Below are 23,278 nucleotides of genomic sequence, written 5' to 3'. Positions count from 1 at the left end.
CGGCGGATGGAGGTAGTCGTCTTCTGACATCGGTGCATCTCGTCCCCCCTCGCTGCGGTCTCATCGTGCATCCGCAAGGACGCGCGTACTACCCCCCCAAAGAGGGGGTGTTATCGGGGACGATACCGAGGTCAGGAACCGCGCGCCTCGGCCTCGCGGAACAGGGCGATCATGTCGCGGCCGAGCTGGTGCGGCGCCGTCTCGCACGGGCTGTGACCCGTCCGGTAGACGGCGAGGTGGGCGTCCAGTGCTCGAGCGTTCTCCGCGTGCAGGTGCGTCGGCCACAGGTCATGGTCGCCGGTCGCCACGAGCACCGGCACGCCGCTCGCCGCGACGGCCGCGCGCACGTCCGGCACCCGCTTCATCAGGCCGACGATGTCATCCACACTGGAGCGACGGGTCAAGGCGAAGCGAGAGCGGACGAAGGCCAGCCGGCTGTCGGACACCCGGTTCTTGTTCGTCGTGATGCCCCAGATCATGAGCCCTGCGCCCGCGCGCCCGTTGAGCAGCCAGCTGAGCCAGCCGATGATGCGCACGCCGCGGAACGCCTGTCCCGGCTCCGGGGGCGCGGTGAGCAGCGTGAGGGAGCGGAACAGCTCGCGGTGCTCCACCAGGGCCAGCTCCGAGAGGATGCCCGCGAACGAGTACCCGAGCACGTGGGCTGGGCCGCCGTCGCGAAGGAACGCGACGACGTCGGCGACCAGCAGACCGTAGGTGTAGCGGCCGCCGGCCACAGGGCCCGCCTCCGCCGACTCGTACTGCCCGGCCAGGTCGAAGCTCTGCACGTAGTACCCCGCGGCGACGAGGATGGGGGCGAGCAGGTAGAAGTCCTCCTTCGACCCCGTCACCCCCGGGATCAGCACGACGCGTGGATCGGCGGGGTCGCCCAGGGATGCGACCGCGAGCTCCCCGCTGGGCGCGCCGAACCGCGAGAACACCGTCCCCACCGGCGCGATGGACCAGTCGATGTCGGGCAGCGCGGCATCGAGGCGCGCGGCCTCGTCATCCCCGCCCGTGATCGGACGTCGTTCCCCGATAGACACGTGGATACGCTAGCCCACACGGGCGACGCCCGCCGCTACGTGACGCGGCAGTAGGTGGTGAGGTAGCCGATCCCGCCGATGGAGACGGTCACCGTGGACCGGTCGCGGAGGAACACCGGGGGAGTGCGGGAGTACCCGGCGCCGCCCGGGCTGCCGGTCGAGATGAGGGTGCCCGGTGGGATCGTCGCCGACCGCGACAGGAACTCGATCAGCTCGGGAACCGAGCGCACCATGTCGGCCGTGGAGGCATCCTGCAGGATCGCGCCGTCCACGTTCGTCGTGAGCCACAGGTCTTGCGGGTCGGGGATCTCGTCGGCCGTGACGACGACCGGGCCGGTGGGCGTGAACCCGTCGAAGGACTTGCAGCGCGACCACTGGGCCTCCGAGAACTGGAGGTCGCGGGCCGTGATGTCGTTGACGACGGTGTACCCCCAGACGTGGTCGAGGGCGTCGCGGACGGAGACGTTACGGGCGGGCTTGCCGATGATCACGCCGAGCTCGGCCTCGTAGTCGACCTGCGTGGATAGGTCGGCCGGCCAGGCCGTGGTGCCGCCGTGCCCGGCGAGGGAGTTGGGCCACAGGTTGAAGACGGTGGCCGCCTTCTCGCTGCGCAGCTTCAGCTCGGACGCGTGCGCGGCGTAGTTCGCGCCGATGGCGATGACGTGCGGGGGCCGCAGCACGGCGGAGGCGTGACGCAGTTCGTGCACGGGTGGGAGTTCGCGACCGGCGGTCTCGGCCTCCGCGACGGCCGCGCGAACCTCATCCAGCCCGTCGTCGCCCCGCTCGATCAGCTCCTGCAGATCGCGCGGCGGGCGGCCCATCACCTGGTCGAGGAAGAGGGCTCCGTCTCCGATGACGGCGGCCAGGCGGGGCCCGGGATCTGCGGCAGTGCTGAGGTGCGAGAATCTCACCCTCCCAGGCTATCGGGGATGCGCATCCTGGCCGAACCAGGGCGACCAGGGCCGGCTCGGCAGCCTCCGCTATCGAAGGAGATTCGGCCGCGACGGCGTCGAATCTCCTTCACTACTGCCTTACGTCGGAGATGGGAGCGGTCTCATCCTTCGATACGCGGCGTGCGGGTGCGCGTGCGGGCGGGCGGCGCCGGTCAGGCGACGGCTTCCGGCGCGTCGCGCTCCTGCTCGTGCGCCTGGCGCCGCCGCGCGACCCGCCGCCGCCACGGCGACTGGTCGGGAAGGTGCATGCTCAGCGTCGTGTACGCCCAGAGCAGGCGCCGGCCGAAGCCCTTCCACGTGGAGAACGGGCGGGCCGAGATCCCGACGGTGAGCCGCTCGTCGTAGCGCACGATCGTCTCGAGTCCGAGGTGGAAGGAGAGGTCGAGGTCGTCGTGGATGTCGCTGCGGTCGCGGTGCACCCGCTCCCGTGCCTGCAGCCAGACGTCGCGGCGCATGGCGAAGTTGGAGCCGAACACGGGCGGGTTGCCGAGCCACAGTCCCATCGACCAGAAGTAGCCGCCGATGTAGAGGACCTGTCCGAGTCCGGCGACGACGGTGCCGCCGTCGTAGAACACGCCGGGGCCGGTCAGCACGCCCACCTCCGGAGCGTCGAGGAGCTCGGCTTCGATGTGCAGCAGCCAGTCGGCGGGCGGGCGGGAGTCCGCGTCGAGGCGGGCGATGATGTCGCCGGTGGCGGCGTCGTAGCCAGTGGATGCGGCCGGCCAGATGCCGCGGTGCGGCTGCTCGACCACCCGCGCGCCGGCAGCACGGGCGACGGCCGCGGTGTCGTCGGTGCTGCCGTTGTCGACCACGACGATCTCGTCCGCCGGCCGCAGCTGCGCGGCGAGGTCGGCGAGGCAGCGCCCCAGCATCTCGGCGTCGTCGAGGGCTGGGATCACGACGGACACGGTTGGCACCTCGCGATCCTACGCGCGGTGGAGCTGAATGGCAGCGCGGAGCGGTGCCGCGCGGTGGAGCTCAGGGCAGCGCGGAGCGATGCTGCGACCCCAGCGCAGCGCGGTGGAGCTCAGGGCAGCGCGGAGCGATGCCGCGACCCAGCGCCGAGGGAGCCTGCGACCGAGGTAACCCCGAGATCGCCCATCCACCGCATCACGCGCGCCACAGATGCAGCCCCGCGTAGCTGCGCCACGGCGCCCACCGCATCCCGTACTCCCCGAGCGCTCGGGCCTCCGACGGCAGCCCCAGTCGCGCTGCACCCTGCCGGAGGGCGAGGTCGCCGGTGAGCAGGATGTCGGGGCTGCCGAGCACGCGGAGCGCGATGTACCCGGCGGTCCACGGTCCGATGCCGGGCAGGGCGAGCAGTCGCTGTTCGAGGTCGTCGCGGGACTCGCCCACGTCGATGACGAGGCGGCCTTCCGCGAGCGCTTCGGCGACGCCGATGATCGCGTCGACGCGGCGGGCGGGTCCGCGGAGCACCTCGCGGCCGCGTTCGGCGATCGCGGCGGAGGTCGGGAACAGCCGGGTGAAGCCGCCGACCGCTCCGGGCCCAGGGTCCCCGCCCGGTCCAGAGTCCCCTCCTGGCACGGGCAGGGCGATCGGCTCGCCGAGTGCGTCGGTGAGCCGGGTGAGGGCGGTGCGCGCTGCTGCGACGGAGATCTGCTGTCCGATCATGGCCCGGTAGACGATCTCCTCCGCGTCGACCGCGCCGGGGACGCGAAGGCCGGGGGAGGCGGCGACGCTCGGCGCCAGTGCCGGGTCGGCCGCGAGGACGGCGTCGATCGCCTCGGCGTCGGCGTCGAGGTCGAGCAGGCGGCGCACGCGCGCGACGAGTGGCGCGAGGTCGGCGATGTCGGCCAGGGCCGCGTCGCATTGGACCGCCGGCGCGTCGGCGGTTCCGGTGAGCGCCAACCGGACGGCCGCCGGTCCGTGCGGCAGCCGTAGCGTCCTGGCGTACGCCGAGCCGCCCGCGCCTGCCGCCTCCATGCCGTCGATCGCGCGGGCCGCCAGGAACCCGAGGACGGAGGTTCCGTCGAACGGCGCGCGGGCGGGCAGCCGCAGGCTGAGGGTCACGGCTCCAGGTGCCCGGTGCGTCGCACTGGGCGACCGCCGCGCGGCGGCCCGGATCGCTCCCGGCGTCAGCCGGTAGACCTCCGCCATCGTCTCGTTGAACTGCCGGACGCTGCTGAATCCGGCCGCGAAGGCGACGTCGGTGATCGGGAGGTCCGTCCCGGTCAGGAGGAGCCGTGCCGTCTGCGCCCGGTGCGCTCGCGCCAGGGCGAGCGGTCCGGCGCCGAGCTCGGCCGTCAGCACGCGGTTGAGATGGCGGGTGGTGTAGCCGAGCCGATGGGCGAGGCCGGGAACGCCCTCCCGCTCCACGGTCCCGTCCGCGATCAGCCGCATGGCGCGGGCGGCGAGGTCGTCGCGGACGTTCCACTGCGGTGAGCCGGGGACGGCATCCGGGAGGCAGCGCTTGCAGGCGCGCAGCCCCGCTTCGTGCGCCGCGGCGGCGGTGAGGTAGAAGCTGACGTTGCCCGGCTTCGGCGTGACGGCCGGGCAGCTGGGGCGGCAGTAGATGCCGGTCGAGTGCACCCCGGTGATGAACTGGCCGTCGAAGCGGGAGTCGCGGGCGCTCATCGCCCGGTACCGTTCGGCGAAGACCGGGTCGGCGAGCGGACCCGGGGGCTGCGCCTGTGTCGGCTCTGCCGTGTCCGGGATGCTGTGCTCGAGGGTGGTCATACCCCCAGCGTGTCACCCGCCGGTGACATCCGATAGCGGAAATCGGACATCACCCGGCGCTCGGGTGTCCGGCCGCTCGCTAGCCTGGAGCCATGGATGTTCTGGACTGGCTCGCCGCCGCGCTCGACGCCGAGGGCGACACGGACGGGGTGCTCACGACCGACCCGGCGCTCCTCGACGCGGCGCGCACCGACCGGTCGGGATGGATCGCAGCGGGCACGCCGCTCGCCATCGTCAACGCGCGCTCCGTCGCCCACGTGCAGGCCACCCTGCGGGCGGCCAGCGAGTTCCGCATCCCCGTCGTCCCCCGCGGTGCCGGCACGGGCCTCGCCGGCGGCGCGAACGGCACGGACGGGTCGATCGTGCTGGACGTGTCGGCGATGAACCGCATCGTCGAGATCTCGGCAGAGGACCAGCTCGCGGTGATCGAGCCGGGCGTCGTCAACAGCGATCTGAACGCCGCGCTTGCGCCATACGGCCTGTTCTTCGCGCCCGACCCGGCGAGCAAGGCGATCTCCACCGTCGGCGGCAACATCGCGACGAACGCAGGCGGCCTGCTGTGCGCGAAGTACGGCGTGACCCGGGAGGCGGTTCTCGGACTCGAGGTCGTGCTCGCCGACGGACGCCTCCTCCGCACCGGCCACCGCACGGTGAAGGGAGTGACCGGGTACGACCTGACGGCGCTCTTCGTCGGGTCGGAGGGCACACTCGGGGTCATCGTCGGCGCCACGGTGCGCGCGCAGCCGATCCCGCCGGGGGAGCCCGTGACCCTCGGCGCGCTGTTCGCCGACGTGCGGGCAGCTGCCGCCGCCTCCGCCCGGATCACCGCCGCGCAGCTGCGCCCCGCGGTGATGGAGTTGCTCGACGCGCCGGCCCTGGAGCGCATCTCGGCCTACCTCGGCGCCGAGCAGATCGAGCAGGCGTTCGGCGCGAGCGCCGGGGCCGCCTTCCTGCTCGTCCAGTTCGACGGTCCCACAGCGGCCGCGGACGCCGCCGCCGCGGGCGAACTGCTGACGGAGGGCGGCGGCACGGTCCGCGTCGCCGCCGACGCGGAGGAGGGCGAGCGGCTCCTCGCGCTGCGGCGCGCCTTCCATCCGGCGCTCGCGTCCTCCGGCGAAGTCCTGATCGAGGATGTGGCGGTGCCGCGATCCCGGATGCCCGAGATGTTCGACGCGATCGAGCGCATCTCGCAGAAGTACGGCATCCCCATTCCGACCGTCGCGCACGCGGGCGACGGCAACCTGCACCCCAACTTCGTCTACACGGGAGACACGGTGCCGGACGCGGTGTGGGATGCGGCGAACGACCTGTTCCGCACCGCGATCGAGCTGGGGGGCACGCTGACGGGCGAGCACGGCGTCGGAGTGCTCAAGCGGCGCTGGCTGGCGGACGAACTCGGACCCGACTCGTACGAGCTCCAGGTGAAGCTGAAGTCGGTGTTCGATCCGCTCGGCATCCTCAACCCCGGCAAGGTCTTCGGGGGCCGTTAACAGACTCGACCCCCGGTGGTGCGGCGTTGCCTGCAGCGCTCCCGGGGGATCGAGTTATGGCTTAAGAATGCTCCTGCCCCGGAGCGAGCGCAACCCCTGAATCGCTCCGGCGCGAATCGCCGCGGGCACGCGGCTGCGCGCTGAGCGAACGCGCTTTGACGCGGCACCGTCGCACCGGTTGGATGGTCCCATGGCAGAGAACACCAACCAGAAGCCCGAAGTCGACGCCCCCGAAGGGCCGGCTCCCGAGACGCTCGAGATCGTGGACATCGTCGAGGGCACGGGCCCCGCGGCCACCGCAGGCTCGAAGGTCGACGTGCACTACCTCGGCGTCGAGTACGAGACCGGCGAAGAGTTCGACTCCTCCTGGAGCCGCGGACAGTCGATTAACTTCCCGCTGAACAACCTCATCAAGGGCTGGCAGGAGGGCATCCCCGGCATGAAGGTCGGCGGACGCCGCAAGCTCACCGTCCCCCCGGCGCTCGCGTACGGCCCGGTCGGCGGCGGTCACCCGCTCTCCGGCAAGACCCTCATCTTCGTGATCGACCTGCTCGGCGTCAGCTGAGCGGTCGTCCCGATTCAGAAGCGCTCCCTCGGCCACAGCCGGGGGAGCGCTTCGTCGTCGAGGCTTTTGGCGCCCGCGTTCAGAGGCTCGGCGGCTGCATCCGGGTCGGGATGGCGATGCGGTTCCACACGTTGATGGTCGCGATCGCGAGCAGCAGGTTGGCGAGCCCCTCGTCGCCGAACTCGGCGAGGGCGCGCGCATAGAGGTCGTCGGAGACGCCGTCCTCGTGGATGAGCGTCACCGCCTCCGTGAGTTCGAGCGCGGTGCGCTCCCGGTCGGTGAACCACGGCGACTCGCGCCAGGCGGAGACGGCGAACACCTTGCGCAGCGGGACTCCGCGACCCTGCAGGTCGACGGAGTGCATGTCGACGCAGTAGGTGCAGCCGTTGACCTGCGACGCGCGCAGCTTGATGAGGTCGCCGAGGGGCTCCTCGAGTTTCGTTCCGACGTAGCCGTCGAGGTTGATCACCTTGCGGTACCCCTCGGGGACGAGGGACGGGACCTGGATTCGTTCTGTCATGTCTTCACGGTACGAAGCGGATTGGCCGAGGATAAGATCCATTTCGAGTGATTCCGATCAGACCATTCGAGAGGCCCATCGTGGATGTGCATGTCGCCATCGAAGGACGCGGTGACCGCGCCGACCGCATCTACCGGCAACTGCGTGACGCGGTGCTCGACGGTCGCCTACGCCGCGGGGAGCGCCTCCCGGCGACCCGCGAGCTCGCCGAGCGGCTGCAGGTGTCACGCTCGACCGTGTCCACCGCCTACGAGCGACTGACCGCAGAGGGTTACCTGGCGGCGCGGGTCGGCGCGGGCACCTTCGTCGCCTACACGGGCGTTCGCAGCCCGATCGCGCGCTCTGCGCGGTCGGCCCGATCGGCCGGCGCCGCGCGACCCGCGGCACCCTGGCGCGACCTGGAAGATCCGCTGTGGACCGAGCCCCGCCCGATCGCCTACGACTTCAGCGTCGGGGCACCGGATCCGGCCCTCTTCCCGCTGGAGACCTGGCGGCACTACGTCACGGCCGAACTGCGGGGCGGCTTCGTCCGGTCGGCCCACTACGCCGACCCGGCGGGCGTCGAACGGCTGCGCGAGGGGATCGTACGGCACCTCGGCCTGGCCCGTTCGGTCGACGCAACCGCCGACGACGTGGTCGTCACGAACGGCGCCCAGCAGGCCTTCGACCTCATCGCGCGCGTGCTGCTCCGGCCGGGGGATGCGGTCGCCGTCGAAGACCCCGGCTACCCGCCGGTGCGGCAGCTGTTCGAGACCACCGGCGCACGCGTCATCCCGGTGCCGGTGGACGAGCACGGCCTCCGCGTCGACCTGCTCCCGCCGGTGCGGCTCGTCTACGTGACGCCGTCGCACCAGTTCCCGCTCGGGGGCGTGCTGCCTTTGGAGCGCAGGGTGGCACTGCTGGAGTGGGCGGCGCGCCACGACGCCGTCGTGATCGAGGACGATTACGACAGCGAGTACCGCTTCGGTTCGCGCGCCCTCGACCCTCTTCAGCGATTGGATGCGGACGGGCGCGTGGTCTACATCGGCACGTTCTCCAAGACCATGGCCCCGGCGCTGCGCCTCGGCTTCGTCGTCGCCCCGCCGGGGCTCGTCCCGGCCCTGCGCCAGGCCAAGCGCCTGACCGACTGGCACAACGACGTCGTCACGCAGCGGGCGATGGCTCGCTTCCTCGACTCGGGCGGGTTCGCCCGCCACGTGCGGGCGGCGACGCGGGTCTATGAGGAGCGGCACGAGGTCCTGTCCCGTACGGTCGGCGAAACGCTCCCGGGGTTCACCCTCGTGCCGTCGGCGGCCGGGCTGCACCTCGCCCTCCTCGCCGATCCGGCCGCGACCGACTTCGACGGCGCGCGGGTCGCCGAACGCGCGGCCGTCGCGGGCGTCTCGGTCCAGCCCGTCTCCCGCTTCCGCGCGGGCTCCGGCGCGGGACCGGACGGCCTCCTGCTCGGGTTCGGCGGCATCCCGGTCGAGCAGCTCCCAGACGGCCTGCGCATCCTCGCCCAGGGGGTCGATCGCGAGCACGCGTCGCACCTCGACGATCCGGTGCCATGATCGGAGGATGACCTCGTCCGCCCCGCCCGTCGACCCTCCACGCCGGGGGCGCCCGGCAGACGTCGATCCGGAGCGGGTCGCGCTGCTCGCCCTGCGGCATTTCGACGAGCACGGGTACGAGCAGACGACGATGGATGACATCGCCAGGCTCGCCGGGATCGGCCGGCGGACGCTGTTCCGCTACTTCCCGAGCAAGCCGGCGCTCGTCTGGGGTGGCCTCGAGCCCGTGGTGGAACGGATGCACGCGGTGCTCGACGCAGTGGCGGAGGACGCGCCGGCACGGGATGTGCTCGCCCACGCCGTCACGGAGTCGTTGACGCTCACGCCGGAAGCCCAGGAGGCCACCCGGCGGCGGCTGGCGCTGATGGGCACGCATCCGGCTCTGATCGGCTTCGGGCTGACCGCGATCTCCGCGAACCGCGACATCCTGGTCGACTTCCTCGCCCTTCGGCTGGGGGAGGACCGGGACGGCCTGCGCGTCCAGGTGCTCGCGGACGCGCTGGGCTCGGCGACGTTCTCGGCACTGCTGTGGTGGGCGCGCAACGACGCCGGGTCGCCGGCCGACGTCGTGATCGCGGCGCTGGACGAGGTGCTGCGCGGGATCTGACCGAACGCATCCCGCTGACCCCATCGCACTAACGCGCATCTAGAGCGGGCAACCCGCGGGCGAGTAGGTTGTGCCCATGCCGATCGAAGACGCATTCCCGCAGGGCACGCCGGTCTGGACCGACCTGCAGAGTGCCGACCCGCCCGCCGCAGCCACTTACTACCGGTCGTTGTTCGACTGGGAGGTGTCGCCGCCGTCCGCGGACTCCGGCGGCTTCTCGCTCGCCAGCGGACGCGGCGTCCCCATCGCCGCGCTCGGCCCGCTGCCGTCGGACGACGTGCCGACGACCTGGACCGTCTACTTCTCGGTCGACGACCTGGAGGCCGCCACCGTCGCCGCCGCGGACGCCGGTGGCTCGGTGCTGCTGGAGCCAGGGGAGCCGGTCCCCGGCATCCGTCTCGCGATCGTCGCCGATCCCGCAGGCGCCGTCTTCGGCCTGTGGCAGCGGAAGGAGCAGGGCGACCCGTGGCTGCGCGACGAGCCGGGCGCCGTGGACTGGCTGGAGCTGGTCGCCTCCGATCCCGCCTCCACGTTCCCGTTCTACGAGTCGGTGCTGGGCGTCGGGATCAGCGAGATGCGCGTCGGTTCGGAGCCCTACGGACTGTTCGACGTGGGCCCGACCAGCGTCGCCGGCGCCTATCGCTCCGACGGCACGGATCCGGCGCACTGGCTGGTGTACTTCAACGTCGCCGACCTGGATGCCGCGATCGTGCGCGCGACCGAGCTCGGCGGCACCCTCCGCACCGAGCCGCTGTCCGCTCCGGGCGTCGGCCGCTGGGCCGAGATCGTCGATCCGCAGGGTGCCGGTTTCGCCCTCTTGGAGCCGGAACCCGAGCCCTCCTGACCGCTCCCCGCGCGGGAGATCCGCCCTCTCGGCTCTGGTAGACTCTTCCAGTTGCCGTCGAACGGCCGCGGATCAAGAGAGCCCAGGCATACGGCCCCGGGCACCGCGCAACGAGCAGAAAGGGGATCCCTCTATGGCGCTGGATGCAGACACCAAGAAGGCGATCATCGATGAATACGCTACCCACCCCGGTGACACCGGATCCCCCGAGGTCCAGGTTGCGATCCTGACCAAGCGGATCAAGGATCTGACCGAGCACCTCAAGGAGCACAAGCACGACCACCACTCGCGTCGTGGCCTGCTGCTGCTCGTGGGTCAGCGTCGTCGTCTGCTGGGCTACCTGGCAGACATCGACATCAGCCGTTACCGCTCGCTCATCGAGCGTCTCGGCCTTCGTCGCTAGTCATCGATCGACTCCGCGAACTTCTTACGAACGGGCCGTCACCTTCGGGTGGCGGCCCGTTTTCGCGCGTTTGAACTCTTTTCTTCGGCTTTACAGCGCTGTAGCGTGTGACGAACATCACCACTCGAAGGGGAGTTGCGGTCATGCGTCATGGGTTCACGGGGATCATCTCAGCCGTTACAGCGCTGGCGCTCGGCGTCGCCATACCGGCGGTCACAGCGCCGGCTTCGACCGCCGCAACGGTGTCGCAGTCCGTCTCCCAGTCCGTGTCACAACCGGCGCGGGCCACGTACACCAACCCGCTGAAGCTGGATCTGGGCAACGGCAAGGCCGCCGAGCAGTGCGCCGACCCCGACGTCATCCGCTCACGCGACGCGTCGGATCGCGCCTGGTACCTGTACTGCACGCGCGACGTCATCGACTCGTCCCTGCGCAACCCCGACGGATCGCTCGTCTTCTCCAGCATCCCGTCGTACCGCTCCACCGACCTGGTGCACTGGACCTTCGTGCGGGAAGCCCTGCCCACGCGGCCGGCGTGGATCGGCAACGGCGACATGTGGGCGCCTGACGTTTCGTACGTGGGCGGCCGCTACCTGCTCTACTACACCGCCACCAACACCATCACGCCGGGCGGCGGTTCGGCGATCGGGGTCGCGACCAGTAACAGCCCAGCGGGGCCGTGGGTCGATTCGGGCGGACCGGTCGTCGAGCCGATGCGGACGCCAGGCAGCACCGACCCGAACGACCGCCGCTGGGTCTATGACCCCGAGCTGCTCACCGTCGGCGGCCAGAACTACCTCTACTTCGGCAGCTACTACGGCGGACTGTCCGTGCGCCGAGTGAGCGCCGATGGCCTGCACTCCGACCCGGCGAGCCAGGCGCAGGTCGCCATCCCGAACCGGTACGAGGGCACGCACATCATCCAGCACGGCCGGTACTTCTACCTGCTCGGCTCGGCGACCAACTGCTGCAACGGGCCGCTGACGGGCTACGGCGTCTTCGCCGGCCGCTCCGCCTCGCCGACAGGGCCGTTCGTCGACCGCACCGGAGCGTCACTGCTCGACTCGCGCGTCGGCGGCACGCCGGTGCTGCACCAGAACGGCAACCGTTGGGTGGGACCGGGCCACGTCACCAGCGCCGTCGATGCGACCGGCCAGGAGTGGATGCTGTACCACGCCGTCGACCGCACCGACCCGTATGTGGCGGGCGCAGGCACGTACACCAAGCGACCCGTGCTGATGGATCCGCTGGACTGGAAGGACGGCTGGCCGGTCGTCCGCGGGGGAGCCGGACCGTCGGACAGCCCGCAGCCCGCGCCGACGGTCGTGGCCGGGCAGCCGCCCGCCTACCGGCCCACCTTCGTGGAGTTGCCTGCCCGCGGACCGAAGCTCCCGGCGTACTCCGACGAGTTCGGCGGACACCGGATGGACGCGGCCTGGACCTGGCTGCGCGACCCGGGAGCATCCACCCGGTCGGTCTCCGGCGGCGCGCTGCACTGGCAGATGCAACAGGCCGACCTCGGACCCGACGCAGGCGCAGCGGGGCTTCCGCTGCGGGCGCTCCCGAGCGGTGACTACACCGTCGAGACACGGGTCTCGACGACGGTGCCGCGCTCCGGATGCTGCCAGAACTACGCTCAGGGCGGCCTGGTGATCTACCAGGACGACGCCAACTTCGTGAAGCTCGCCGTGACCTCCATCTGGGAGACCCGGCAGACGGAGTTCGGCAAGCGCGAGACGCCGGAGGGCCCGGGTTATCCGGCCTACGGCAACTCGGTCGGTGGCCCGGTCGGAGAGTGGACGACTCTGCGGCTGGTCAGAACCCACAGCGCCACCGAGAACCTCTACACCGCGTTCACCAGCTCGGACGACGGCGCGACCTGGGACCAGGCGGGAACCTGGACGACGCCGCTCTCGGCCACACCGCCCCGGCTTGGACTCGTCTCGATGGCGGCCGCCGGGTTCACGGCGACGTTCGACTACGTGCGTGTGTACGGGGCGCCCCGCGGCCACAGCGGCTGAAGGTCAGCGGTGCTCCGGGTCGGTGCCCGGGCGCACCGCTGCGTCGTCGCGCACGTCGATGCGGCGGCGGCCGTCCTCGCCCTCGCTGACGTCGATCCGCGGGTCGGCGTCGCTCTCGTCGGCGGCGGGCGCGGTGGTCAGCTGGTCGGCGCGGTCGTCACGATGGCTCATGGGACGACTCTCCCGCGGACAGGCACATCGGGCAAGGGTGCCGGGAAGGGTGCCTCAGGCCGAGGCGCTTCCCGGCGGTGCGGGCGTCGCCTGACGGCCGGCGACCGCCTGGTCGATCAGAGTGACCGCGACCAGCGCGGCGGCCACCAGCGCGATCCCGATGGTCACCCCGACCAGTCCGATCACCGGCGAGGCGAGGGGCAGCAGCAGCACGAGTGCGACGGCGGCGGCGGTCTTGAGCGGCCGGATCACAACCTCCGTAACGAGCGGGGCGTGGAGCACGTAGAGCATGAAGAAGAAGATCGCCACCGGAACCGCGATCGCATACTCGGCCGCCGTGTTCGAGACCTCTGAGTGCGCGGCGCCCGCCTGCACCGCCACCTCCAGACCGGCCCCCAGGGCGGCGAGGGAGGCGAACACGAAGTAGTGCCCGTAGCCCCAGTAGAACGAGCGGTTGCGTCGTGACCGGAGTCCCTCCGCCGCCGGCTCCAGGAAGTACAGCCACCAGAGCGCGAAGAGCAGGACGAGGCCGGCGACGGCGATCCAGACCAGCGCGGCGGAGAACCCCGACTCCTTCAGAGCGTTCTGCACCCCGATCGCCGAGGCGGAGACGGACTCGCCGAGCACGATGATCGTGAACAGGCCGTACCGCTCGGCGATGTGGTGCGGGTGCCAGCTGGTCATGCCCGGCCGTTCCGCCCAGAGCGGCACGGCGAGCTCGAGGGCGGCGCCCAGCACGAACAGACCGATGGCGACCTGGGCGGGGAGGAACCCCCACGCCACCCAGAGCAGCTGCACGGCGGCGATGCCGACCGCGTACCGGATCGCCGTCTTGCGGCCCTGCGGGTACTCGACGGCCGCGCGGATCCACTGCCCGACGAGTGCCAGCCGCATGATCAGGTAGCCGACGATGATCGCGGCGAAGTTCTCGTGCTCGTAGGCCGCTGGAACGCCCGCCGCGAGGACGAGCACGCCGCCCATCTGCACGAGCGTCATCAGGCGGTAGGGCACGTCGTCGGTGTCGTAGGCGGAGGCGAACCAGGTGAAGTTCATCCACGCCCACCAGATCGCGAAGAACACCATGAGGTAGAGAGGGAGCCGGTCGAGGATGTGTCCCTGCTCGCCGGCGTGCGCGAGCTGCCCGGCCACCTGGGCGATAGCGACGACGAAGGTGAGGTCGAACAGCAGCTCCAGCGGGCTGGAGACCCGGTGGCGCTCGTCGGTCGATCTCCCGGTCATGCGGGTGCGGAACGCACTGGTCATGTGCGCCAGCATAGGAGGATGCGCCGACGTGCCGTGCTTCCCGCCCTCATCACCGTCTACCTGGCGGCGGTCGGCTGGATCACGCTGAACCCGGCGCCTGGCGACCCGTCCGGCAATCCGCTACTGCGCGACTTGCTGCGCATCGTCTCCGGCATCCCCGGATTCGGCTGGGTGGACTACGACGTCGCCGAGTTCAGCGCCAACATCCTGCTGTTCGTCCCACTCGGAGTGCTCTTCACGCTGCTCCTCGGCCGCTGGCGCTGGTGGCTGACGCTCGCGATCGGCGTCGGCACGACCCTCGCCATCGAGTTCGTGCAGCTCTTCCTGCCCGCGCGCTTCACCGATGCGCGCGACCTCCTCGCCAACACGCTCGGAACCCTCCTCGGCATCGCCCTGGTCGCCCTCTTCTCTCGCGGCGGTCGTCCGAGCCGCGCTGGGTAGGGTGGCGGCGTGGAGACGGTGGTGAAGGAGCGGGTGGATGCGCCCGCCCGGTTCTTCGAGGCGGAGGCCGCAGGGCTGGCCTGGCTCGGTGAGGCGGAGGCCGGCGGAGGAGCGCCCGTGGTGCGCGTCGTGGACGTCCGCCCCGGACGCATCGAGCTCGAACGCATCCACGAGACCCGGCCGACTCCGGAGGCGGCGCGCGCGTTCGGCGCGGCGCTCGCCGTGACCCACGCCGCCGGAGCAGCAGCCTTCGGCGCGCCGCCGGACGGCTGGGACGGCCCCCTCTTCATCGGCAAGCGCCCGCTGCCGATCGCCCAGGAGACGAGCTGGGGCCGCTTCTACGCCCGAGACCGCGTCCACCCGTATCTGGAGATCGCGGTGGATGCGGGCAGCGTCACCGCCGCGCAGCTGCCCGTCATCCGGGAAGCGCTCGACCGGGTCGCGGCCGGCGAGTTCGACGACGACGAGCCGCCCGCGCGCATCCACGGCGACCTCTGGACGGGCAATCTGCTGTGGGACGCGCGGGGCGCCGTGCTCATCGACCCGGCCGCGCACGGCGGCCACCGCGAGACCGACCTGGCCATGCTCGCGCTGTTCGGCGCACCGCACCTCGAAGAGATCACTGCGGCCTACGACGCTGCGCGGCCGCTGCGCGCGGGCTGGCGCGACCGCATCCCGCTGCACCAACTGCATCCGCTCGCGGTGCATGCCGCCGGCTACGGTCCGTCGTACGGACGCGCACTGGCCGACGCGGCGCGGGCGACGCTCGCGCTCTGATCGGCCCGTTCATGGCCCTCGCCTGGTAGGATTGTCGGTGGTCGGCCGCGTGCCGTCCATTCCAACTCAATATCGAGAAGGAACCCGGAGCAGGCTGGCAGGAGCTGGTCCTCGGTGGTGGTATCCGGATGCGCGAGGGCGCAACCGTGTATTTCTACTGATGGCCAGACGGGCTTAGCCCACGCACCCGCATGGGATGCCGCGTACACACGAATGTGTCGATCTGCCTGTTCCTGCTCCTTGAATGAGTCGCGTCCACACGGGACAGCGACGTTAAACAAAGGAGAAAGACCTCTTGGAAGGTCCTGAAATCAAGTACGCCGAAGCCGTTCTCGACAACGGCCGCTTCGGCACCCGCACCGTCCGGTTCGAGACCGGACGCCTCGCCCAGCAGGCGCAGGGCGCCGTCGCCGCCTACCTCGACGAGGAGACCATGCTGCTGAGCGCCACCAGCGCCAGCAAGCACCCGAAGGACAACTTCGACTTCTTCCCGCTCACCGTCGACGTCGAGGAGCGCTCGTACGCCGCCGGCAAGATCCCCGGCTCGTTCTTCCGCCGCGAAGGCCGCCCCTCCACCGAGGCGATCCTCGTCTGCCGTCTGATCGACCGGCCGCTGCGCCCGTCGTTCGTCGACGGCCTCCGCAACGAGGTCCAGATCGTCGTCACCGTCCTGAGCATCGCTCCGGACGAGTTCTACGACGCGCTGGCCATCAACGCGGCCAGCGCCTCCACGCAGATCTCCGGTCTGCCGTTCTCCGGCCCGATCGCCGGTGTGCGCCTCGCGCTCATGCCCGGCAACGGTGCACACGAGGACCAGTGGATCGCGTTCCCGAAGGCTTCGCAGCTGCAGGAGGCCGTGTTCGACCTCATCGTCGCGGGCCGCGTCCTCACCAACGAGGACGGCTCCGAGGGCGACGTCGCGATCATGATGGTCGAGGCCGAAGCCACCGAGAACAGCTGGAACCTGATCCAGGGCGGCGCCGTCAAGCCGAACGAGGAGATCGTGGCCCAGGGCCTCGAGGCGGCCAAGCCGTTCATCCGCGAGCTCGTGGGCGCCCAGAACGTGATCGCCCAGCAGTCGGCCAAGGAGATCAAGGACTACCCGGTCTTCCTGCCCTACAGCAAGGAGACCTACGACAACGTCGCCGGTCTCGCCTACGACGACCTGGTGAACGTGTACCAGATCGCCGACAAGCAGGAGCGCCAGAACGCCGACGACGCGCTCAAGGAGCGCGTCAAGACGGCGATCACCGAGAAGGTCGAGGCCGGGGTTCTCCCCGCCGAGACGCTCGAGCAGTTCTCCGCGGCCTACAAGTCGGTCTCGAAGGTGGTCATGCGCGGCCGTGTGCTGCGCGAGGGCATCCGTATCGACGGCCGTGGCCTGACCGACATCCGTCCGCTCGACGCCGAGGTGCAGGTCATCCCGCGCGTCCACGGTTCGGCGATCTTCCAGCGCGGCGAGACCCAGATCCTGGGCGTCACCACGCTGAACATGCTCAAGATGGAGCAGCAGATCGACTCCCTGTCGCCGGTCACCAAGAAGCGCTACCTGCACCACTACAACTTCCCGCCCTACTCGACCGGTGAGACCGGCCGCGTCGGGTCGCCGAAGCGCCGCGAGATCGGGCACGGCTTCCTCGCCGAGCGCGCGCTCGTGCCGGTGCTGCCGAGCCGCGAGGAGTTCCCCTACGCGATCCGTCAGGTGTCCGAGGCGCTCAGCTCCAACGGCTCCACGTCGATGGGCTCCGTCTGCGCCTCCACGCTGTCCCTGCTGAACGCCGGTGTGCCGCTGCGCGCCCCGGTCGCCGGCATCGCCATGGGCCTGATCTCCGACGTCGTCGACGGTGAGACCCGCTACGCGGCGCTCACCGACATCCTGGGCGCGGAGGACGCGCTCGGCGACATGGACTTCAAGGTCGCCGGTACCAGCGAGTTCGTCACCGCGATCCAGCTCGACACGAAGCTCGACGGCATCCCGTCGTCGGTGCTCGCCGGTGCGCTGACGCAGGCGAAGGACGCGCGGACCACCATCCTGAGCGTGCTCAACGCCGCGATCGATCGTCCGGACGAGATGGCCCCGACCGCGCCCCGCGTGATCTCGGTCCAGATCCCGGTCGACAAGATCGGCGAGCTGATCGGCCCGAAGGGCAAGACGATCAACGCGATCCAGGATGAGACCGGCGCCGACATCTCCATCGAGGAGGACGGCACCGTCTACATCGGCGCCGTCGACGGCCCGTCGGCCGAGGCTGCCCGCGCCCAGGTGAACGCGATCGCGAACCCCACCAACCCGGAGGTCGGCGAGCAGTTCCTCGGAACCGTCGTCAAGATCGCCGCATTCGGTGCGTTCGTCTCGCTGCTCCCGGGCAAGGACGGCCTGCTGCACATCTCCGAGGTCCGCAAGCTCGCCGGTGGCAAGCGTGTGGAGAACGTGGAGGACGTGCTCAGCGTCGGCCAGAAGGTCCTGGTCGAGATCACCAAGATCGATGACCGCGGAAAGCTGTCGCTCGCTCCGGTGATCGCTGAGGAGGCTGCTGCCGAGGCTCCGGCCGAGGCTGCTCCCGCCGAGGCTCCTGCCGAGGCGTAAGCTCTCACCCTCGCGAAGGCCGCGTCGACTCTGTCGGCGCGGCCTTCGTGCATCCCGGCGCCGGGTGGCTCGTCAGGCGTCGCGGGTGAGGAGGGGGCGCAGGCGGTAGGGGATGAGCTCGCCCATGTCTAGCGAGGTTTCGGCGCGGTCGACGCCGTCGGTCGACTGGATGATCCCAGTGATCCGGAAGAGGTCCTCCGCGTCCACGCAGACGACGCGCAGCAGCAGGTCCGATTGGCCGGAGAGCCCGTGCGCCTGCACGACCTCGGGGATGGCGGCGAGGCTCTCGACGACTGCGGCCAGCCGCTGCTGCTGCACATGCACGTTGACGAAGGCGGCGAGCGGGTAGCCGGCGACCCGTGCCGAGATGCGCCGTTCGAAAGACAGGAAGGCGCCGCTCCGCTCCAGCTCCGCCACGCGCGCCTGCACGGTGTTGCGGCTGAGCCCGAGCCGGTCGGCGAGCGACACGTTGGTCGATCGCGGGTCGTCGGCGAGGGCCAGCAGGATGCGGCGGTCTGTGTTGTCGAAGCTGCGCATAGTGCGAAATTTAGCAGTCCATGACTCGGCGTGATAGAGCATCCTGCTCGGTCGACACGCCGATGGTTGTGCGCGCTGATCCGGCAGCGTAGCCTTCCCACTAATTCCGGCAAGGAGGCCGGAAGCCGGTCGTGCGCGCCACAAGCAGCGCACACCGGGCGCGAGAGTGAAGGTTGCGTGAACCGTGACGATCGACAATCAGCCCGCCACCCGTCGGGGTGGCTCCCACACCGACCTCGGTTCCCTCGGTGAGCTGGGACTCCACGACACCGGCCTCGGCGACCTCGACGTCGTCCGCCTTCTCGACGCCGACGGCGTCCGTCACGAGGACGACCGCTTCGACGCCTGGGTGTCGGACATCGGCACCGACCAGCTGGTCGCGCTCTACGAGGACATGCGCGTCATCCGCCGCATCGACTCGGAGGCGACCGCGCTGCAGCGCCAGGGCGAGCTGGGGCTGTGGCCGCCGCTGCTCGGCCAGGAGGCGGCGCAGATCGGCTCCGGCCGCGCGCTGCGCTCCGACGACTTCGTCTTCTCCAGCTACCGGGAGCACGGCGTGGCGTACTGCCGCGGCGCCGGCCTCGTCGACCTGCTGCGCGTCTGGCGCGGAACGACGCAGAGTGGCTGGAACCCGTACGACATCAACATGGCGACGCCGCAGGTCATCATCGGCGCGCAGACCCTGCACGCGACCGGATACGCGCTCGGCATCCAGGCCGACGGGACGGATGCCGTTGCGGTCGCGTACTTCGGTGACGGCGCGACCAGCGAGGGGGATGTGAGCGAGGCGCTGATCTTCGCCGCGACCTACGCCGCCCCGGTGATTTTCTTCTGCCAGAACAACCAGTACGCGATCTCCGAGCCGGTCTCGTTGCAGGCGCAGCGTCCCATCGCCGACCGCGCCCCCGGCTTCGGCGTTCCGAGCGTCCGGGTCGACGGCAACGACGTCCTCGCCGTGCTCGCGGTCACCCGCGCCGCCCTCGACCGGGCGCGCAGCGGCGGCGGCCCGACGTTCATCGAGGCCGTCACCTATCGGATGGGTCCGCACACGACCGCCGACGACCCGACGCGCTACCGCGACGCGGCGGAGCTCGAGCAGTGGCGCGGCAAGGACCCGCTCTCGCGGGTGGAGGCGTACCTCGAGGCGCAGGGTGCGCTCACCGAGGAGCGCAGGACGGCGATCGCCGCGAAGGCCGACGCCGTCGCCGCCGAGATGCGCGCGGGGATCACGACGCTCGCCGACCCCGACCTGCTGAGCGTGTTCGACAACGTCTACGCCGAACCGCACACCGGCCTCGCCCGCCAGCGCGACCACTACTCACGCTACCTGCGCACCTTCGTGGGGGGCGACAAGGGATGACGGCACTCACCATGGCCAAGGCCATCAATGCGGGCCTCCGGCGCGCCCTGGGCGGCGACGACCGCGTCGTCCTCATGGGGGAGGACATCGGCACGCTCGGCGGCGTCTTCCGCGTCACGGACGGCCTGCAGACCGAATTCGGCCCGCGCCGGGTGATGGACTCGCCGCTCGCGGAGTCCGGGATCCTCGGCACCGCGGTCGGAATGGCCTACCGCGGGTACCGACCGGTGGTCGAGATCCAGTTCGACGGTTTCATCTATCCGGCTTTCGACCAGATCGTGAACCAGGTGGCGCGGATGCACTACCGCACCCAGGGTGCCGTGCGCATGCCGATCGTCATCCGGGTGCCGTTCGCGGGCGGCATCGGCTCGGCCGAGCACCACTCCGACTCGCCGGAGGCGTACTTCGCCCACACGGCGGGCCTGCGGGTGGTCAGCCCGTCCGATCCTCAGGATGCGTTCACGCTCATCCAGCAGGCCATCGCGTCCGACGACCCTGTGCTGTTCTTCGAGCCGAAGCGCCGCTACCACGCCAAGGGCGAGGTGGATGAGGATGCTCCGCTCGCCGACGCGCGCCCCATGGGCACCGCGCGGGTGCTGACGCAGGGAACGGACGTGACGCTGGTCACGTACGGCGGACTCGTGCAACTGGCCCGGGATGCGGCCGTCGCCGCGTCCGATGAGGGCGTCTCCGTTGAGGTCATCGACCTGCGCTCGCTGTCGCCGCTCGACCTCGACACCGTGGTCGACTCGGTGAAGCGGACCGGCCGCCTGGTCGTCACGCACGAGGCCGCGCTGTCGGGCGGACTCGCAGCCGAGATCTCCGCCTCCATCACCGAGCGCTGCTTCTACCACCTGGAGCACGCGCCGGTGCGGGTGACCGGGCACGACATCCCGTACCCGCCCGCGCGGCTGGAGGCGGCACACCTGCCGGATCTCGACCGCATCCTGGACGGCATCGACCGCGCCATGGACCGCCCGAACTCGCTCAGCGGGGTGGAGGACTGATGGCCGTCCGCGAGTTCGCGCTGCCCGACCTGGGTGAGGGTCTCACTGAGTCGGAGCTGGTCGCGTGGAAGGTGTCGGTCGGCGACACCGTCCAGCTGAACCAGATCATCGCCGAGGTGGAGACCGCGAAGGCGCTCGTGGAGCTTCCGGCGCCCTACGACGGCCGCGTCTCGCGGCTGTTCGTGGAGCCCGGGGTGACCGTGGCGGTCGGCGAGCCGTTGGTCGCGTTCGAGGTGGATGCGGGGGAGAGCGTCGAGGAGGCGCCCGCGGCGCCGGCGGCCACGCCGTCCGCTCCGGCTGCGCCCGCAGCTACCGAGAAGGCCGAGCCGACGCTGGTCGGGTACGGCGCGCGGCCGGATTCGGCCGTGCGTCCGGCACGGAGGGCGCGACCCGGGCTGACGCCTGCGCAGCGCACTGAGGTCGCCGCGAGTGCCGGTCCCGCGCCGGCCGCACGGACGGCCCTCGCCGAGCGGCCGCGTGCGACCCCGCCGGTGCGCAAGTTCGCCCGCGAGCTCGGCGTCGACCTCGCCTCGGTCTCCGGATCGGGCGACCGCGGACTCATCACCCGCAACGACGTGCAGGCGTACGCCGGTCAGCACGATGCGCCCGCGTCCGCCCCCTCTGCGTCTCCGGCCCCCGGACCGCGCGAGAAGCGCATCCCGATCCGCGGCGTCCGCAAGGCGACCGCTGAGGCCATGGTGCGGAGCGCGTTCGGGGCGCCGCAGGCGACGGTGTTCCTGACGGTGGATGTGACTCCGACGATGGAGCTGTCGACGCGGCTGCGCACCCGTCCCGAGTTCGCCGAGGCGCGGCCGGGGCTGCTGGCGATCGTCGCGAAGGCGCTCCTGCTCGCGGTTCGACGCACGCCCGAGGTGAACTCGCGCTGGGATGAGACCGCGAACGAGATCGTGCAGGCCGAGTACGTGCACCTGGGGATCGCGGCGGCTACGCCGCGCGGACTCATGGTCCCCGTCATCCGCGACGCCGACGGACTCTCGCTCGGCGGGATCGCCGGCGCGATCCGTCAGCTCGCCGAGACCGCGCGCGCCGGACGAACGGCACCCGCCGACCTCTCCGGCGGCACGATCACGATCACGAACGTCGGCGTGTTCGGCGTGGATGCGGGGACGCCCATCCTGACGCCGGGGGAGGCGGCCATCCTCGCCGTCGGAGCTGTCCGCCGTCAGCCGTGGGAGTACGAGGGCGGCATCGCGCTGCGCGAGGTGCTCACGCTCGCGCTGACCTTCGACCACCGCATCGTCGACGGCGAGCAGGCGTCGCGCTTCCTTGCCGACATCGGCCGCATCCTCACCGACCCCGCCTCAACCCTCGCGATGATCTGACTCCCGCGTCCCCCCAGCCAACAGCTCCTGAGTTTTTCGCACGAAACCGCACGTGGAGGGCGAAAAACTCAGGAGCTGTTGGCTTGGGGCGGAGACGGGTCAGGCGTGCAGGGCGGCGTTGAGCTCCACGGGGGCGCCGGCCCGGCGGAGCACCTCGACGGCGCCCGTGAGCGAGTTGCGGCGGAAGAGCAGGCCGGGCTGGCCGGACAGTTCGGCCGCCTTCACTGTGCGCGGACGGCCGTCCGCGGTGGGCGCCTCGCCCACGACGACGACCTTGGTCCCCGCGGTCACGTAGAGCCCCGCCTCGACGACCGAGTCGTCGCCGATCGAGATGCCGATCCCGGAGTTGGCGCCCAGCAGCGCCCGCTCGCCGATGGAGATGCGGTGCGTGCCCCCGCCCGACAGCGTCCCCATGATGGATGCGCCCCCGCCGATGTCCGAGCCGTCGCCGACGACGACGCCCTGAGAGATGCGGCCCTCCACCATCGAGGTGCCGAGCGTTCCGGCGTTGAAGTTGACGAAGCCCTCGTGCATGACCGTCGTGCCCGGAGCGAGATGCGCGCCGAGCCGCACACGCGACGCGTCGGCGATGCGCACGCGCTCAGGAGTCACGTAGTCGAGCAGGCGCGGGAACTTGTCGATGCCCGAGACCTGGATGCCGGCCCGCTGCAGTCGCGGACGCAGCCGATCGAGGTCGGCCGGGTTCACCGGGCCGGCGTTCGTCCAGGCCACCGTCGGGAGGTGCGCGAAGATACCGTCCAACTCCAGACCGTTCGGCTGCACCAGCAGGTGCGAGAGGAGGTGCAGGCGCAGGTAGGCGTCGGGTGTGGATGCGGGAGGTGCATCCAGGTCGATCTCCACCGTCACGATGTCGACGCGGACCGCCCGTCGCGGGTCGTCTCCGGCCAGCTCCTCGAGCTCTGCCGGTGCGATCCAGCGGTCACGGCCGGCCGGCAGCGTGCCGAGCCGCGGTTCTGGGAACCACGTGTCGAGCACGGTGCCGTCGGCGGCCACCGTCGCGAGGCCGTAGCCCCACGCGGAGCGCTGCTCGGAGGTGGGCGCGGCGAAGCTGTTACGCACGTCGGAAGGCATGCCCCTA

At 71.0% G+C, this 23,278-nt stretch carries 22 protein-coding genes; 13 read left to right on the top strand and 9 right to left on the bottom strand.

The features are described 5' to 3' along the window. Nucleotides 1-131 precede the first annotated feature (131 nt). The 4 genes from AB4Z18_RS11225 to AB4Z18_RS11210 all read right to left on the bottom strand — a co-directional run bounded on the left by AB4Z18_RS11225 (nucleotide 132) and on the right by AB4Z18_RS11210 (nucleotide 4,693). Complete coding sequence (locus AB4Z18_RS11225; protein WP_441782757.1) at nucleotides 132-1,043, bottom strand: alpha/beta fold hydrolase; 912 nt, start codon at nucleotides 1,041-1,043, stop codon at nucleotides 132-134. Between the two features lie 35 nt (nucleotides 1,044-1,078). After that, on the bottom strand, nucleotides 1,079-1,954 hold the full coding sequence (locus AB4Z18_RS11220; RefSeq protein ID WP_441782756.1) for a fumarylacetoacetate hydrolase family protein: 876 nt from the start codon (nucleotides 1,952-1,954) through the stop codon (nucleotides 1,079-1,081). Nucleotides 1,955-2,148: 194 nt separating this feature from the next. Beyond that, nucleotides 2,149-2,913, bottom strand: a complete 765-nt coding sequence (locus AB4Z18_RS11215; protein ID WP_441782755.1) for a glycosyltransferase family 2 protein — start codon at nucleotides 2,911-2,913, stop codon at nucleotides 2,149-2,151. Between the two features lie 193 nt (nucleotides 2,914-3,106). Continuing rightward, nucleotides 3,107-4,693: a DNA-3-methyladenine glycosylase 2 family protein gene (locus AB4Z18_RS11210; RefSeq protein ID WP_441782754.1), complete on the bottom strand. Its 1,587-nt coding sequence runs from the start codon at nucleotides 4,691-4,693 to the stop codon at nucleotides 3,107-3,109. A 92-nt stretch (nucleotides 4,694-4,785) separates the two neighbouring features. On the opposite strand from AB4Z18_RS11210, the gene AB4Z18_RS11205 reads away from it, so the two are divergent. Together AB4Z18_RS11205 and AB4Z18_RS11200 are read left to right on the top strand one after the other, a co-directional pair. Beyond that, nucleotides 4,786-6,183 (top strand): FAD-binding oxidoreductase, encoded by a 1,398-nt coding sequence (locus AB4Z18_RS11205; RefSeq protein ID WP_441782753.1) that lies wholly within the window; start codon nucleotides 4,786-4,788, stop codon nucleotides 6,181-6,183. A 190-nt stretch (nucleotides 6,184-6,373) separates the two neighbouring features. Continuing rightward, nucleotides 6,374-6,748: an FKBP-type peptidyl-prolyl cis-trans isomerase gene (locus AB4Z18_RS11200; RefSeq protein ID WP_441782752.1), complete on the top strand. Its 375-nt coding sequence runs from the start codon at nucleotides 6,374-6,376 to the stop codon at nucleotides 6,746-6,748. A gap of 79 nt (nucleotides 6,749-6,827) precedes the next feature. Here the strand turns inward: AB4Z18_RS11200 and AB4Z18_RS11195 are convergent, their stop codons facing one another. Then, nucleotides 6,828-7,268: a carboxymuconolactone decarboxylase family protein gene (locus tag AB4Z18_RS11195; RefSeq protein ID WP_441782751.1), complete on the bottom strand. Its 441-nt coding sequence runs from the start codon at nucleotides 7,266-7,268 to the stop codon at nucleotides 6,828-6,830. A gap of 80 nt (nucleotides 7,269-7,348) precedes the next feature. Here AB4Z18_RS11195 and pdxR point away from each other — a divergent pair, with 80 nt between their 5' ends. From pdxR to AB4Z18_RS11170, 5 genes are all read left to right on the top strand, one after another. Then, nucleotides 7,349-8,818 carry a MocR-like pyridoxine biosynthesis transcription factor PdxR gene (gene pdxR / locus AB4Z18_RS11190; RefSeq protein ID WP_441782750.1) on the top strand — a complete coding sequence of 490 codons (1,470 nt, stop codon included), beginning with the start codon at nucleotides 7,349-7,351 and terminating at the stop codon, nucleotides 8,816-8,818. Nucleotides 8,819-8,825: 7 nt separating this feature from the next. After that, a complete protein-coding gene (locus tag AB4Z18_RS11185; protein ID WP_441782749.1) occupies nucleotides 8,826-9,425 on the top strand; it encodes an acyl-CoA-like ligand-binding transcription factor in 600 nt (199 codons plus the stop codon). A 76-nt stretch (nucleotides 9,426-9,501) separates the two neighbouring features. After that, nucleotides 9,502-10,269, top strand: a complete 768-nt coding sequence (locus tag AB4Z18_RS11180) for a VOC family protein (protein ID WP_441782748.1) — start codon at nucleotides 9,502-9,504, stop codon at nucleotides 10,267-10,269. A gap of 133 nt (nucleotides 10,270-10,402) precedes the next feature. Further along, on the top strand, nucleotides 10,403-10,672 hold the full coding sequence (gene rpsO / locus AB4Z18_RS11175) for a 30S ribosomal protein S15 (RefSeq protein ID WP_441782747.1): 270 nt from the start codon (nucleotides 10,403-10,405) through the stop codon (nucleotides 10,670-10,672). A 143-nt stretch (nucleotides 10,673-10,815) separates the two neighbouring features. Continuing rightward, the gene (locus AB4Z18_RS11170; protein ID WP_441782746.1) at nucleotides 10,816-12,693 is read left to right on the top strand and encodes a family 43 glycosylhydrolase; all 1,878 of its coding nucleotides are present in this window, start codon (nucleotides 10,816-10,818) and stop codon (nucleotides 12,691-12,693) included. 3 nt (nucleotides 12,694-12,696) lie between these two features. Here AB4Z18_RS11170 and AB4Z18_RS11165 read toward each other — a convergent pair whose 3' ends face one another. Together AB4Z18_RS11165 and AB4Z18_RS11160 are read right to left on the bottom strand one after the other, a co-directional pair. Beyond that, nucleotides 12,697-12,864: a hypothetical protein gene (locus AB4Z18_RS11165; RefSeq protein WP_441782745.1), complete on the bottom strand. Its 168-nt coding sequence runs from the start codon at nucleotides 12,862-12,864 to the stop codon at nucleotides 12,697-12,699. 54 nt (nucleotides 12,865-12,918) lie between these two features. Next, the gene (locus AB4Z18_RS11160; protein WP_441782744.1) at nucleotides 12,919-14,127 is read right to left on the bottom strand and encodes a low temperature requirement protein A; all 1,209 of its coding nucleotides are present in this window, start codon (nucleotides 14,125-14,127) and stop codon (nucleotides 12,919-12,921) included. 18 nt (nucleotides 14,128-14,145) lie between these two features. Between AB4Z18_RS11160 and AB4Z18_RS11155 the strand changes: the two genes are divergently transcribed. The 3 genes from AB4Z18_RS11155 (at nucleotide 14,146) to AB4Z18_RS11145 (ending at nucleotide 17,932) form a co-directional block, all read left to right on the top strand. Next, the gene (locus tag AB4Z18_RS11155) at nucleotides 14,146-14,568 is read left to right on the top strand and encodes a VanZ family protein (RefSeq protein WP_441782743.1); all 423 of its coding nucleotides are present in this window, start codon (nucleotides 14,146-14,148) and stop codon (nucleotides 14,566-14,568) included. A gap of 18 nt (nucleotides 14,569-14,586) precedes the next feature. Next, nucleotides 14,587-15,345 (top strand): fructosamine kinase family protein, encoded by a 759-nt coding sequence (locus tag AB4Z18_RS11150; RefSeq protein ID WP_441783010.1) that lies wholly within the window; start codon nucleotides 14,587-14,589, stop codon nucleotides 15,343-15,345. A gap of 295 nt (nucleotides 15,346-15,640) precedes the next feature. Then, nucleotides 15,641-17,932: a polyribonucleotide nucleotidyltransferase gene (locus AB4Z18_RS11145; protein ID WP_441782742.1), complete on the top strand. Its 2,292-nt coding sequence runs from the start codon at nucleotides 15,641-15,643 to the stop codon at nucleotides 17,930-17,932. A 72-nt stretch (nucleotides 17,933-18,004) separates the two neighbouring features. Here AB4Z18_RS11145 and AB4Z18_RS11140 read toward each other — a convergent pair whose 3' ends face one another. Further along, entirely contained in the window at nucleotides 18,005-18,469 is a 465-nt protein-coding gene (locus AB4Z18_RS11140; protein WP_441782741.1) for an Lrp/AsnC family transcriptional regulator, read from the bottom strand. A 184-nt stretch (nucleotides 18,470-18,653) separates the two neighbouring features. Here AB4Z18_RS11140 and pdhA point away from each other — a divergent pair, with 184 nt between their 5' ends. Genes pdhA through AB4Z18_RS11125 form a run of 3 tightly spaced genes read left to right on the top strand, consistent with a single transcriptional unit; the run spans nucleotide 18,654 to nucleotide 22,179 of the window. Further along, entirely contained in the window at nucleotides 18,654-19,829 is a 1,176-nt protein-coding gene (gene pdhA, locus AB4Z18_RS11135) for a pyruvate dehydrogenase (acetyl-transferring) E1 component subunit alpha (RefSeq protein ID WP_441782740.1), read from the top strand. Next, nucleotides 19,826-20,836: an alpha-ketoacid dehydrogenase subunit beta gene (locus AB4Z18_RS11130; protein ID WP_441782739.1), complete on the top strand. Its 1,011-nt coding sequence runs from the start codon at nucleotides 19,826-19,828 to the stop codon at nucleotides 20,834-20,836. Before pdhA ends, AB4Z18_RS11130 begins: the two co-directional genes overlap by 4 nt. After that, a complete protein-coding gene (locus AB4Z18_RS11125) occupies nucleotides 20,836-22,179 on the top strand; it encodes a dihydrolipoamide acetyltransferase family protein (RefSeq protein WP_441782738.1) in 1,344 nt (447 codons plus the stop codon). Before AB4Z18_RS11130 ends, AB4Z18_RS11125 begins: the two co-directional genes overlap by 1 nt. 99 nt (nucleotides 22,180-22,278) lie before the next feature. Here the strand turns inward: AB4Z18_RS11125 and dapD are convergent, their stop codons facing one another. Beyond that, nucleotides 22,279-23,271, bottom strand: coding sequence for a 2,3,4,5-tetrahydropyridine-2,6-dicarboxylate N-succinyltransferase (gene dapD, locus AB4Z18_RS11120; protein ID WP_441782737.1), 993 nt, complete (start codon nucleotides 23,269-23,271; stop codon nucleotides 22,279-22,281). Nucleotides 23,272-23,278 lie beyond the last annotated feature (7 nt).

The organism is Leifsonia sp. 2TAF2, from assembly GCF_052115085.1.
Taxonomy (GTDB): domain Bacteria; phylum Actinomycetota; class Actinomycetes; order Actinomycetales; family Microbacteriaceae; genus Leifsonia.
The sequence above is the reverse complement of the archived record's forward strand: the minus strand, read 5'-3'. Positions and strand labels throughout refer to the sequence as shown.

Coding starts and splice junctions, on each gene's coding strand:
- AB4Z18_RS11210 (WP_441782754.1), bottom strand. CDS start 4,693: ATGACCACCCTCGAGCACAGCATCCCGGACACGGCAGAGCCGACACAG.
- AB4Z18_RS11205 (WP_441782753.1), top strand. CDS start 4,786: ATGGATGTTCTGGACTGGCTCGCCGCCGCGCTCGACGCCGAGGGCGAC.
- AB4Z18_RS11200 (WP_441782752.1), top strand. CDS start 6,374: ATGGCAGAGAACACCAACCAGAAGCCCGAAGTCGACGCCCCCGAAGGG.
- AB4Z18_RS11195 (WP_441782751.1), bottom strand. CDS start 7,268: ATGACAGAACGAATCCAGGTCCCGTCCCTCGTCCCCGAGGGGTACCGC.
- AB4Z18_RS11185 (WP_441782749.1), top strand. CDS start 8,826: ATGACCTCGTCCGCCCCGCCCGTCGACCCTCCACGCCGGGGGCGCCCG.
- AB4Z18_RS11180 (WP_441782748.1), top strand. CDS start 9,502: ATGCCGATCGAAGACGCATTCCCGCAGGGCACGCCGGTCTGGACCGAC.
- rpsO (WP_441782747.1), top strand. CDS start 10,403: ATGGCGCTGGATGCAGACACCAAGAAGGCGATCATCGATGAATACGCT.
- AB4Z18_RS11170 (WP_441782746.1), top strand. CDS start 10,816: ATGCGTCATGGGTTCACGGGGATCATCTCAGCCGTTACAGCGCTGGCG.
- AB4Z18_RS11165 (WP_441782745.1), bottom strand. CDS start 12,864: ATGAGCCATCGTGACGACCGCGCCGACCAGCTGACCACCGCGCCCGCC.
- AB4Z18_RS11160 (WP_441782744.1), bottom strand. CDS start 14,127: ATGACCAGTGCGTTCCGCACCCGCATGACCGGGAGATCGACCGACGAG.
- AB4Z18_RS11155 (WP_441782743.1), top strand. CDS start 14,146: ATGCGCCGACGTGCCGTGCTTCCCGCCCTCATCACCGTCTACCTGGCG.
- AB4Z18_RS11140 (WP_441782741.1), bottom strand. CDS start 18,469: ATGCGCAGCTTCGACAACACAGACCGCCGCATCCTGCTGGCCCTCGCC.
- AB4Z18_RS11130 (WP_441782739.1), top strand. CDS start 19,826: ATGACGGCACTCACCATGGCCAAGGCCATCAATGCGGGCCTCCGGCGC.
- AB4Z18_RS11125 (WP_441782738.1), top strand. CDS start 20,836: ATGGCCGTCCGCGAGTTCGCGCTGCCCGACCTGGGTGAGGGTCTCACT.
- dapD (WP_441782737.1), bottom strand. CDS start 23,271: ATGCCTTCCGACGTGCGTAACAGCTTCGCCGCGCCCACCTCCGAGCAG.